At 33.1% G+C, this 12,311-nt stretch carries 13 protein-coding genes; 7 read left to right on the top strand and 6 right to left on the bottom strand.

What is annotated here, in order from left to right; translation table 11 throughout:
* The first annotated feature begins 149 nt into the window (after positions 1-149).
* A complete protein-coding gene (locus HLK68_RS06000) occupies positions 150-1,106 on the top strand; it encodes a patatin-like phospholipase family protein (RefSeq protein ID WP_006784551.1) in 957 nt (318 codons plus the stop codon).
* A 261-nt stretch (positions 1,107-1,367) separates the two neighbouring features.
* On the opposite strand, the gene HLK68_RS06005 is transcribed toward HLK68_RS06000, so the two are convergent.
* Together HLK68_RS06005 and HLK68_RS06010 are read right to left on the bottom strand one after the other, a co-directional pair.
* Positions 1,368-1,895 carry a putative immunity protein gene (locus HLK68_RS06005; protein ID WP_006784550.1) on the bottom strand — a complete coding sequence of 176 codons (528 nt, stop codon included), beginning with the start codon at positions 1,893-1,895 and terminating at the stop codon, positions 1,368-1,370.
* A 45-nt stretch (positions 1,896-1,940) separates the two neighbouring features.
* Positions 1,941-2,858, bottom strand: a complete 918-nt coding sequence (locus tag HLK68_RS06010) for a nucleoside hydrolase (protein ID WP_006784549.1) — start codon at positions 2,856-2,858, stop codon at positions 1,941-1,943.
* 140 nt (positions 2,859-2,998) lie between these two features.
* On the opposite strand from HLK68_RS06010, the gene HLK68_RS06015 reads away from it, so the two are divergent.
* Positions 2,999-3,379 carry a DUF3887 domain-containing protein gene (locus HLK68_RS06015; RefSeq protein WP_132942691.1) on the top strand — a complete coding sequence of 127 codons (381 nt, stop codon included), beginning with the start codon at positions 2,999-3,001 and terminating at the stop codon, positions 3,377-3,379.
* A 32-nt stretch (positions 3,380-3,411) separates the two neighbouring features.
* On the opposite strand, the gene HLK68_RS06020 is transcribed toward HLK68_RS06015, so the two are convergent.
* Positions 3,412-4,155, bottom strand: coding sequence for a nitroreductase family protein (locus HLK68_RS06020; RefSeq protein WP_009606544.1), 744 nt, complete (start codon positions 4,153-4,155; stop codon positions 3,412-3,414).
* Between the two features lie 133 nt (positions 4,156-4,288).
* Here HLK68_RS06020 and HLK68_RS06025 point away from each other — a divergent pair, with 133 nt between their 5' ends.
* Positions 4,289-4,852, top strand: coding sequence for a TetR/AcrR family transcriptional regulator (locus HLK68_RS06025; RefSeq protein WP_006784546.1), 564 nt, complete (start codon positions 4,289-4,291; stop codon positions 4,850-4,852).
* 100 nt (positions 4,853-4,952) lie between these two features.
* Here the strand turns inward: HLK68_RS06025 and HLK68_RS06030 are convergent, their stop codons facing one another.
* The 3 genes from HLK68_RS06030 to HLK68_RS06040 form a co-directional block, all read right to left on the bottom strand.
* On the bottom strand, positions 4,953-5,609 hold the full coding sequence (locus HLK68_RS06030) for an NAD(P)H-dependent oxidoreductase (protein ID WP_006785021.1): 657 nt from the start codon (positions 5,607-5,609) through the stop codon (positions 4,953-4,955).
* 52 nt (positions 5,610-5,661) lie between these two features.
* The gene (locus HLK68_RS06035) at positions 5,662-6,450 is read right to left on the bottom strand and encodes a histidinol-phosphatase (RefSeq protein ID WP_006785022.1); all 789 of its coding nucleotides are present in this window, start codon (positions 6,448-6,450) and stop codon (positions 5,662-5,664) included.
* Between the two features lie 204 nt (positions 6,451-6,654).
* Positions 6,655-7,140, bottom strand: coding sequence for an LURP-one-related/scramblase family protein (locus HLK68_RS06040; RefSeq protein ID WP_006785023.1), 486 nt, complete (start codon positions 7,138-7,140; stop codon positions 6,655-6,657).
* A 353-nt stretch (positions 7,141-7,493) separates the two neighbouring features.
* Between HLK68_RS06040 and brnQ the strand changes: the two genes are divergently transcribed.
* From brnQ to HLK68_RS06060, 4 genes are all read left to right on the top strand, one after another.
* Positions 7,494-8,777, top strand: coding sequence for a branched-chain amino acid transport system II carrier protein (gene brnQ / locus HLK68_RS06045; protein ID WP_006785024.1), 1,284 nt, complete (start codon positions 7,494-7,496; stop codon positions 8,775-8,777).
* 149 nt (positions 8,778-8,926) lie between these two features.
* The gene (locus HLK68_RS06050) at positions 8,927-10,459 is read left to right on the top strand and encodes an HlyD family efflux transporter periplasmic adaptor subunit (RefSeq protein WP_229040047.1); all 1,533 of its coding nucleotides are present in this window, start codon (positions 8,927-8,929) and stop codon (positions 10,457-10,459) included.
* A gap of 4 nt (positions 10,460-10,463) precedes the next feature.
* The gene (locus tag HLK68_RS06055; protein ID WP_006785026.1) at positions 10,464-11,663 is read left to right on the top strand and encodes an ABC transporter permease; all 1,200 of its coding nucleotides are present in this window, start codon (positions 10,464-10,466) and stop codon (positions 11,661-11,663) included.
* Positions 11,664-11,695: 32 nt separating this feature from the next.
* Positions 11,696-12,310, top strand: coding sequence for a hypothetical protein (locus tag HLK68_RS06060; RefSeq protein ID WP_132942692.1), 615 nt, complete (start codon positions 11,696-11,698; stop codon positions 12,308-12,310).
* The last annotated feature ends 1 nt before the right edge of the window (position 12,311 follow it).

A 12,311-nucleotide genomic window follows, 5' to 3' on the forward strand; every position in this document is an offset into this window, starting at 1 on the left:
ATAATCAGTTTGCTAAGGAATTTATATATACTTGAAAGCGAAAAAGCAATGAAATAATAGATTAAATTTAATTTTTACTTAATATTGCTATTAAATGGAGAATTATAACATAGACTAATGGTAGATAATGCATGCTGCGAGGTGGCAAAATGAATTTTATGGATCAAAGTCTTTATGATTTGAAGGTTGGCCTAGTTTTAGCTGGTGGAGGAACAAAAGGAGCTTATCAAGCAGGTGTGATGCAAGCTTTATGGGACTTAGATTTAATTAATAATATTACAGCAGTCTCTGGTGTTTCAATTGGAACACTTAACTCCTTAATGCTTTGTATGAAGAAGCGGGATCTTATTGATATTAGTTGGAAGTCGTTAACTTATCAAAAGATTGTCACGAAAAGTGAAGGATTTAAGTTGGCTGATATAGGAGAAATCATCAAATTGATTGCTACGGGTCATAAGCCAGATGAAATAGCAGAAAACGTTGATTTAAGTGCTCTTGGACTCATTTCTCAAAAAGGAATTCGTGACTATATCGAGGAATTCGTAGATATGCCAACATTAAAAAGTACGAATATTGATATTTACAGTTGTGCCTATAATATTAATGATGGTCATCCAGAATACTTTAAGCTCAATGATTACAATGAAGAAGAAATAATTGATATTAGCATTGCTTCATGTGCTGTTCCCTTTATTTTTACTCCAGTGACGTTTAAAGGTAAACAATATGCGGATGGAGGAATTAATAACCCTCTATATTCGGGAGCTAGTGCGGATAATGTACCTATTGCTCCAATTATGAATCATGATTTAGATTTAATTATCGTCGTTCATTTAACGTATACAGATAAAGTAGATTTAAATCTTTATCCACAGGCAAATATTATAGAAATTTATCCTTCGTTTCCATTAGAAATTGTGAATGGAAGTGGAACTTTAAATTTTAATCAAACTTCGATTAAAGAAAGAATTGAAATCGGATATCGAGATGGTGTAGTTACATTAGCACCGATGCTCATTGCTTATTTAAAAGGAAAAAATATTGCTCCATATATTAAACACCACGTAAATTGGAATAATCAGTTTTTAAAGAAATATCGTAAATAAAACGCACATAAATACTTTAAAAACATAAGATACAAAGGAAATGAAACATAGTTTTATTAAGGAGGACATTCGTGATGAGTTGGCTTTTTAGCTTATTTGCGTTTATCTTTTTCTTTGTTAAATTAGCATGCTATTTTACAGTGGTCATGATTCAATATGGTATTCCAGTATTTATTATATATAAGTTATTCAAATGGATAACTAAGCCCTTTCGATATTCGGAATAAAAAATAGCACCTCACCACGGTGCTATTTTTTATTCTAGCAGTGCCAATTGATTTTGGCTGGATTGGGTTCATTTTCAATCGCAATAGAGCGTAAAGCTTCTTCTAACCTATGAAATTCTTCAGTCGCAATTTCATCATAAGTTTCTTTTGTTTCGAGTAATCCCACTCGATCATAGGCAATTGCTGCTGATCCATAAAATGCAAGTGCCAATGCATTAGTTGATTTATGAATAGTGGCACAGGCTTGAGCGACTGCTCTTGCTGCCGCTTGTGCTACTGGATTTTCCTTTGTCTCTCTTGCTGCTGTTTGAGCCTCAGAGATTAGCTTTTTAGCTGCAGGTAATTTTATTGTCCCCTCTAAATAATCTAATGCTCCATTAATCGCTTGAAGTAAGCGTTGATCTTTCGGAAAACTCTTTTGATAAATAGGGAGAATATGTTCCTTTGCATAGTTAACACACCAAGTGGCAATCGTCATTTTATTTTGTGTTTCAATTAAATGCATTAAAGAAATAATCTCTGGTGAATCTATACTTCTAAGCATTTTCCTTAGTTTAGCCATCGTAGCCCCCCTGTGATAATGATAAGTTCATTATATCACTTCATCTTATAATAAAGATTGAAATAGATATTTTTTAAATAAATCAGGGTTGATATCGATACAAATTGTGGCGTTGGGTGTTTTTGAAGATAAGTCTAAATAGACTTGGCCATAGTTATCCTCATTTTTTGTTTCAACAGTGGCATAAGCAGGAATGCATTTTGTCATCATTTCAGGCCAAATAGCTGCAATCATTGCAGTTGGATCTGCTAATTCAAATCCATCAAATCCAAGTTTTTGATTGTATTCATCAAGAGATTGTGTACAACGCATAGCAAATTTAGCAAGTGATGAATCGCTGTTTTTTAAGTAGTTAGTGTCTTGACGAGTTAAGAATCCTTTGTTCATGATGGCATCCCAACCAACAAAGAGTTTTGGAATTTCTAAATCTAAGACGATAGATAAGCTTTCTGCATCGACATAAACATTAAATTCTGCTGTTTCAGTAATATTCCCCGGTCCAAGTCCTGTTCCAGCCATTAAAGTGATTGATTTTAATTTGTTCATCGTTTCAGGCGCTTTTAAGCAAGCCATGGCAATATTGGTTAGAGGGCCTAGGGTGATGAGTTCGATTTCATATGGATTTTCTTCAATAAGTCGAAGTAGGCCATCCATTGCATGTTCAGGTTCAATTGATAAATTAGATCTTGGTAAGAACATATTTCCAAGTCCATCGCTTCCGTGAACGTCATCAGCCATTACTAAATCACGAAAAAGTGGTTTACTCATTCCGCCGAATACTGGTGGAATATAAGTGTCAGATACTTTGATTGCTGTTAAGGCATTTTGGAGTGATTGTTCAAGTCCGACATTCCCGGCTACTACAGTAATTCCCATAACTTTGATGCTAGGTTCACGTAATGCGGTAATGATTGCAATCACATCATCTGAAGCTGTATCGGTATCAATAATAAATTTTCTCATGTAGACTGTCTCTCCCTAAAAATTAAATTTAGATTAAGTTTAGCATAATTTCGACAGGATTCGATAGAAAAAAGTTTAGGTTCTGACAAGTTATGAGGCCTTGATATGCTATATTACAGTTGAAGAGGGAGGATACAATCATGAAAAAACTATTATTAGTATTTTGTGTTTTATTAGGACTAACAGGGTGTGGACAAGTATTAGATGAAAGTTTTGATAAGGAAACATTAAAACAAGAGACTATAGCGATTGTTGAAAACTTGAATGATGAGAACTATGATGCGATTGTTACTACAGTAAACGATGATTTAAAAGATATTTTAAGTGCTTCAGTTATTCAAAAAGCGTGGGAGCCAGTCTACGAAAAATTAGGGGAGTCTCGAGATAAATCATCTTGTACAATTAAAGCTAATGGTGATTATGCAACAGTTGTACTAATTTCTAATTACGCAAATAGAAAGTTACAAGTAACCGCAACATATAACACAGATATGGAGTTAATTGGATTATATATAAAATAGAGAAAAAGGAGATAACAATTTGTTATCTCCTTTTAAAATTTATAAACAGATTGTCCATTTTCAATCTCAAATTTCTTTTGTAGCCCAGTTCCAATTTCAAAATGTAATTTAGCAATTCCAAGATCAATCTTTTCATATCCTGTGCTATTAAGAGTCGATGTTGTCACAACACCATTTGTGAAATGGAATTTAACTGGTTGCTTATTCAGTGCAGAAGGTGCTTTTTGTACCGCCTTCATCCCATTAATAAATTCATTCGGTACCTCTTCATTACTATGATACATTTCCTCAACTGTTTTTGTCTTACGGTGAGAAAGTTTACTAATCATTTTCTCCTTAAATGTTTTATCCACTGGTGTGTAACCAACAGTGATAATTGCTACAAGTTCCTCATTTTCTTTTAAATCAATAAGCTTCGCACATAGTTTTCGGTCATAAGTTCCACCAATCCAGCACGTTCCAAGTCCGAGAGCTGTTGCTTCAAGAGCAAGGATTTCACCAAAATATCCAACCTTCTCAAGCAAGTCTTTATCATCTTTTGATCCGACTAATGCAAAATAAGCTCCAACACCTTTTAACATTCCATATGATGAAGAGAATCCTTTAAATAATTCAGGTCCATTTAACTGCAGTTGAAGATTTAAGCCGCTCATTTCATTTAAGTTTTTAATACATCTTTGAAGCGAGTTTACTTTTTCCATCTCAATATCTTTGGTTATATAAGTTCTTCTTGAACATCTTTCATCAATGGCTTTTAAATATCGCTCTTGATTCATGATTATCTCTCCTTTTAAAAATGGTACACTTGTGGCACCTTATACGGTGTAGTATACTATGCCTATAAAGGTCGGTCAATAGACTTAGAATAAGTGGGACATAATCCATTATTTTGTGGCAGGAGATAAAAGCATGATTGAAAAAATTAATCCAAGCGTCATTCGCTCAAAGCAATTTATAACAGAAGCATTACTAGAATTAATGACAGAAGAAGATTTTAATAGTATTAAAATTACAGAAATTACGAGGCGAGCACAAGTTGATCGCAAAACCTTTTACCGTAATTTTGAATCTAAAGAAGACATTCTAATCCAATATGGGGACTTATTAGCACAAGAATTTATTAAAAAAATTAAAGCAACAAGTGAACTGAATTGTTATAAAGTAGGACTTATTTATTTTGAATTTTGGCTCCAACATTTAGAGTTTTTAAAATTACTTTTACGTCAAAATTTATTGGTTTTTTTCACATGTAAATTTAATAAACGAGTACCGGATATTTTTAAAGAAATCACAAGTATCACAAATTATCAGGAGATAGATGAAGAGTTTTATCAATATCAGATGCATTATATTGCGGGTGGAATATGGAATTTATTATTAAAGTGGATAGAAGATGGTGCAATCAAGCCACCTCATGAGATGGCTCTTATTTTTAAAAGTTTATTCGATTTTAAAGTATGCTGTGAAAGATGATAGTATCAATGAATCAAGTTTTTATAAGGCTATACAGTAGGGTGTACATTCACCCCATTGAACCAAAAGAAAAAATCGCCTGTTTTAGGCGATTTTTTCTTTATTTAACCCACTCAACAATACTTTCTAATGGTTGACGACTTTTTGGTTTAGCTTCATTTTTACGATATCCAAATGCAATCATTAACGTTAAATAGAAGTGATCTTTATCGAGTAATCCTCGACTAACTAATAAGTTTTCAACTGCCTGTTGATCATATCCACCGATTGGACATGAATCAATGTTCTCCATTGCTGCAACTGTCATCATATTTGCGGCTGCTAAATAAGTTTGTAAACATGAATAATTCAAAATAGCACGCTCGTCATTATTAAAACGAGTATCTTCAATAGATTTCATGATACCTTTAAATCCTTCAATTGTTTCATTTGGCATCTGTTTAACATCTCGTAATAAATAGTCGATGTACGCAGAGTTGTGTTTTAAATCACTAGCATTGCGACTAAGTAAAATAATAAGGTGTGAACAACTAGGAATTTGTACTTTTCCACCCCAAGAGAGTGGCGCTAACTCATTACGAAGGGCCTCATTCTCAATAACAAGAAATTTCCATGGTTCAATTCCCATTGAGCTTGGCGAAAGTTGGCCTGCTTTTAAGATCACATCAAAATCTGACTTTGAAATCTTTTTACTTGAATCAAATTCTTTACAGGCATGGCGAAAATTAAGAATATCTAAAATTTCTTGATGATTCATTTGAATTCCTCCTTGTATAATAATAGATTTAACCAAGTTAATAGGTTTCATTCTAATGTTGAATAAATGGCATTGTTTCAACGACTTCAATATTTAAATCAGCTAATTCTTTTAAGGCACGATTACGATATTCTTCTGTTTCGTAATACATATTATGATGTGCATCAATTCCAATGATAGCTTTACATCCGACTTCGGCTGCAATTGTCCAGAAATTAATATTTGGGAATCCATTTACATTAAAATCACGATTATAGATATATCCTGAGATGTTATATTCTAATAAGATATCTAATTCTTTTGCTTTTTCACATATTTTACGGCAAACGTAATAGAAGTCTTCATTAAGATCCGTCCATGATCGCATAAATAAATCAGGATGGGCGAAGTATGAGAATAAGCCAGTTTCCATTCCTTTGATAGCTGTTTCCATATATTGATATAAGGCTTCTTTTGACGTTGTCTCTGTTCCAAAATAATAACCACGAGATTCATTTTCAGAAAAGTGATTTCCAAAAATAACGTAATCTAGCTTATATTCATGAATTAAGTTTTTAAGCCATGGCAAGTATTCCTCAAAATACTCACACTCTAAACCAATTTTGACGCTAATTTGATTTTTATATTTTTCTTTTAGTGCTTGGACACTTGTCACATAATTTTCAAACTCAGAAACATCCATGCGAATTCTAGATGAATATCCATTTTCAAATGGCCAAGGACAGTGATCAGAAAATCCAATTTCATCGAAGCCACCTTTGATAGCACTTAAAATATATTCTTCATCGCTTCCTTTTGCGTGATGACATCTCGTTGTGTGTGAATGATAATTTGCCTTCAACTTATTTCATCCTCCTCGGTACAAAACCAATTAATTCAAATTCATTATAACACAGTTGAAAAGAACTAAAAACTCCACGAGAATTCTCGTGGATTTTTTAGATTTAGGAAGTAGAAAGAAGGCTTAAAATCATAAATGATCTGCAAAACGTGTAACCACTATTAGCTTATCCATAATTTAAAAAATTATTTATATATTTTTAAATTAATTATTTTTATTATTATGTAGACAGTTATCAATCGCGATTAACATGGCAATAAAGAAGGCATCATCCTGGCCAGTAGCCACTTGTAGTTCATAGTGATCACTTAGTTTGAACCATTTTTTTTCAATGTGTCCAACTTCTTGACCATCCTTTGTAATGCTAAAGTTGTGATCAAAGACATCTCCACGTAATTGAAAATTTCCATATTCACTTTCAACATCAAGCTTGGGTTTAAATAGACTAGGTCGACGTTTAATTGTTGCGCATAAGATGTCTCCTTTATAAATATCATAGGCTCCCCATACAGTCATAAGTTTTTGCTTAACGGTGAATAATTCATTTTGGTTTAAATCGCGAATGGTTAATTGATCGGCGATAGCTATAAATTTTCCGGTTACTTCAAAAGCTGCTTGTTCATGTTTATCATAAACATAATAGTGATCTCGTAGTGAAAATATTTTTTGTTTAATATAATAGGTTCCCATTAAAAATCCCCTTTGAAAAAATTGGTATATATAGGTTGATTTTATTTTATAATGCCATTATAATAAGTGTAATAATATTTTATAACGAAGAGAGGATGGAGTAAACATGAATTCAAATTTAACAACACGATTTTACTATAGCTATTATTGTTAGGTTTGTATTTATGATTTCTTCATTTCATCATAGATACAAACCTTTAGGCGTTTGTCTCTATGATGGCTATAACTTCTTATAAAGTAGATGCCACATAGAAAATAACTATGTGGCCCTTTTTATGAAAAATGGACAAGGTAACCACATAGTCACTAGATACTATGTGGTTTTTTATTTACACGAAAAAGGAGAGGAAAGTATGAAACAAAAAGTTGATATTATCGTTGTAGGATTTGCCTTGTTTTCAATATTCTTTGGAGCAAGTAATTTGATTTTCCCACCATTTATCGGGGTGACATCAGGAAGTGAGTGGCTAACAAGTTTCCTTGGATTTATTTTAGGAGATGTTGGAATCATCTTACTTTCAATTTACGCTGTTGCAAAGGCTGGAAGTTACCAAGCCATTATGGGGCGTGCTGGCAAAGTATTTGGAGTTAGCTTAGAAGTTATCACCATGCTTTGTCTAGGACCCATTATCGCGATTCCAAGAACGGCCGCGACAACATTTGAATTAAGCATTCAACCCTTTACATCTGGAATTAATTCGGCTGTCTTCTCAGTTATTTTCTTTGCCGTAACTTTACTATTAACGATTCGTCCAAGTAAAGTAATGGACATTATTGGAAAGTTCTTAACACCAGTTTTATTACTAGCCCTAGTATTCTTAATTGGGAAAGGATTCATCTCTCCTCTAGGTAGTTTAAATCATACGATTACTTCAGACGATTTATTTGCGACGGGGTTAACACAAGGATACCAAACAATGGATGCTTTAGCGATAGGGGGAATCACAGCTTTTATGATGACTTCTTTCTTAAGTAAAGGATACACTGATAAACAAGAACAAATCAAATTGACTATTAAATCAGCAATTTTAGCTTCTTGTGGATTAGTCTTAGTGTACGGGGGATTAACTTACTTAGGAGCTACTGTTTCAACACAATTTGATGGATCAGTTTCACAAACTGCCTTATTAATTGCCATTACAAAACAATTAATGGGACAACCAGGATTAATTATTTTAGGTATTATTGTTGCCTTTGCATGTTTAACAACAGCCATTGGATTAACATCAGTGACAAGTAAATACTTTGAAGATGTAACAAACAAAAAATTAAAATACGAATATGTTGCAATTTTCATCTGTGTATTTAGTGCAATTGCATCAAATGTAGGAGTAGACACAATTATTTCACTTTCAGTACCAGTTTTAACGATTATTTACCCGGTATCAGTTGCGTTAATTATCTTAAGTTTATTCAAAAACTTCTTCACAAGTAAATTACCGTATATCCTTGCAGGATATACGACACTTGTTCTAAGTATCTTAACAGCTTTACAGTTGCCGATCATGAATCAGTTGCCTCTTGCTAAGTTGGGATTTAACTGGCTATTACCAGCATTAATAGTTGCACTTGTTGGTCAAATGATGGGAGCAAAACAAGAAATAAAAATTGAATCTTTTGTTAAAGAATTAGATTAGCCTATAAGGCCCAACACATTTAAGTGTTGGGCTTTTTCTTTTTTAATTACTATTTTTCTTAACGTTAATTTTACATTGAATTTGTTAGGATAAGTGTGTACCTAGGATACTAAATATTTTATATGGATGAAAAAAAGATAGAATCATCTATGGGAGAGTTAGAAAATAAGGAGCGTGATACAAAGATGGGGAAAAAATATAAAGCTTTATCTAAAAAAACAATAGCCATTGTTGTGGGAGTCATGATATTAGCTCCAACAGGAGTAATCACATATACAAAGTTTAAGGATAGTAACGAGACTAATAGTGAATTGGTATCTAGGGAACGAGAGTATGAAGTAAAAAGAGGAGATATTATAGCGGGCTCGAATGGATCAGGTTCATTAAAGCTTCAAGCTGTTAATCAAAATTTCGAAGAACCCGTCGAGATAGGGGAGTTATTTGTTAAAGAGGGAGAACGTGTTAGTATTGGAGATAAAATTGCAACGATTTCTGAAAAATTTATTAATGATAAATTAGAAGAGTTAAACTCTCAGCTTGAGCGGGCAACTGCAACTTTAGTATCTACAAAGAATAATAAACAGGTGACTGTTCTGAATCAAAATAAAGCGTGGGAAGATAAAGTACAAGGATCAAAGAATCAATATGAAAGCCAAAGAAATTCCTTAGTAAATAATATTAATCAATTAACGGATAAATTAAATGACGTTAATAAAAAATTAGAGGATGTAAGACGTCAAATAGAAGAGATGCAAAACTTAGCTACAGCTCGCAACGTAGACGAAAATCATGTGTTACAAGAGAATAGCACGGTAGAAGATACCAACCTATTACAAGAAAGCAATGAAACGAAAGAGAGTGATGCAGAAGAAATTGAAGCTAAACTACAAGAATTAAAGCTAACTGAAAGTACATTATTATCAGAAAAATCGTTACTCGAAACAGAGATTAAAAATACAAATCAAAGTTTAAATAGTTTAGATGTTGAACGTACTAAGGAAAAAGAAAGTGAAGTAAAGGAAGAATCAGCTAATAGGGAAATAAATGCATTGACTAATAGCGAGTTAGATCATTCAATTAATAATGCTCAAAAAGAAGTTGATAAAATTAATGAACAAATCGCTAAGGTTAATAAATTAAAAGAGAATTCTACTTTATATGCACAAATAGATGGGACGATTCTTAATTTGAATTATACAGTGGGCTCAACTACTTCATCAGAAATCCCTATTGTAACAATTGGGGAAAATGCCAAGGTTTTTGCAGAAATAACAGTTACTCAAGAAGAAATTACAAAGATTGAAGAAGGACAACGTGTTAATTTAATCGTTTCCGCTTATCAGGATCAAATGTTAGAAGGGACCGTAAGTTTCATTAATTTAAAGCCGAATGGACAAGGAAGTTCAGTTAACTATTCTGTTATGGTTGAGATAAGTGGGAATGATTTGAAATTACTTGAAGGGATGACTGTTAGTGCCCAATTTATTGTCAAGGATGTTAAAGATGTTTTAACTCTTTCTAATAAGGCGATTACATTAAAAGATGGAAAACAATTTGTGCAAGTTAAACAAGACGATGGGACTCTAAAAGAAGTAGAAATTACAACTGGTTTCTCAGATGGAAAAATTTCTGAAATAGTAAGTGGTCTTTCAGAAGGCGACACTGTTGTGGTTGGAGGATAGGAGTATGAGATTTTTTGAAATGATAAGACTGGTTTTAAAAAATCTTTTAGAGAATAAATCGAAGGTGATTTTAACTTCTTTAGGAATTATAGCAGGGACAGCCACAATTGTAGCTGTTATTGCGATCGGAAAGGGAGGGGAAGAGGCAGTCAAGGATCAATTTAGTGGATTGAGCGCAGAAACAATTTATGTTAATGTCGATTATTCTAAGGGAAACAAGGTATTTGAAGGGAGTTATCCACATTTAACAACTGAACAAATGGAGTTTATTATGAATGAAAGTACTACATTAAGTGGTATTTACCTAAGAGGGGGGGCATATAAGCAAGCTGTATTAAATGGAATAAAAGGAAATGTTTCAATTACAGGGGTCACAGAAGAGTATAGCACGGTTTCTAAGTTAAATATTATACAGGGATATAATATAGATCGAATTGATATAGAGGAGGGGAATCATGTTGTTGTAATTGGGGATGGAATAGCAACTAAATACTTTTCACAAGCTGAAGAGGCGGTCGGAAAAACAATTACGATAGAAGGGAAAAATTACAAAATAATAGGAGTGTTAGAAAGAAGTGCGGATGGAATGCAAGGGTTAAGTCCTGATGATACTATTTTTATGCCATATTCTATAGCGCAAGAAAACATTTTTGATAAGAGTACCACACCTCAAATTGTAGCCTTAGCAAATAATATTAAATCCGTTAAAAAGGCAATGGCTGAGATAGAAGATTCGTTGAACTATCTTTTAGAAGATGACAATGTTTACAAAGCTGAAGATGCTGGAAGTCGTATAGAAGCTGCTAGTGAATCTGCACGTACCATGAATGTTTTATTAATCTCTGTTGCTAGTATTGTATTTGTCGTAGGTGGAATTGGGATAATGAATGTTTTATCTTTAACTGTAAAAGAGCGTACAAAAGAAATAGGAATTCTAAAAGCACTTGGAGCACAAGAAAGAACAATTATGTCTTTATTTCTTTTTGAGGCTATTATTATTAGTAGTTTTGGTGGAATAACTGGGATACTTGTTAGTTACTGTGTGATTCCACTCGTTAGGCAGGTAGGAGTAGCAGTGTCGCCTTCAGTTGAAGGCCAAATAATGGCATTAGGATTTGCTATATTTACAGGAACTATATTCGGGTTTTCCCCAGCTTATAAAGCATCTCAACTCAAACCTGTAGAGGCGTTGAGTTATGAATAAAAATACTAATAAAGGAAAGGATGAATTTTATTATGAAGAAAACATTAGAATTAACAGTTTTAGCATTAACAATGGTATCATTAGTAGGATGTGGTGCCGAAGGTGATAAAGGTAATTGGGCTGAAAATAAGGAGGAGCAACCTCAGATTGAGGAACAAGAACAACAACTACAGGTAACTTCCTATTTGGGAAAAGTTGAAAAAATGGTTGGAAATGAAATTAGCCTAAAATTGAGTAATGATAACTATACACCATTAGAAGATGAGAGTGAGGATGAAGAAGCATTCGAATTTACTTTAGATGAAAGCCAATTTTCTCAGTTAGAAAATGGTGAAACTTTTACACTACCAAATGGTGTAGTAATAACAGGCAATTCAACTGAATTTTCATCAAGTGAATCATCTGATGAAAATCCTGGAGTTTCTGAGGAGTCAATGATTTCACAAGGAGGATTGAATTTTGACCAATTTAGCCAATTGACATTTAATGGAGAAACAAAAGATTTAGTTATTCCAGCGGGAGCTAAAATTTTCAATGGTTTAACTGGAGAAGAAGCATTATTTTCCGATATTAAAAAGGGTTCTATCTTATCTGTGACAATGAATAGTGAAAATAACACGGTCATTAGTATAGATATTCTGGGGTAGT

The organism is Turicibacter sanguinis (assembly GCF_013046825.1).
Taxonomy (GTDB): Bacteria; Bacillota_I; Bacilli_A; order MOL361; family Turicibacteraceae; genus Turicibacter; species Turicibacter sanguinis.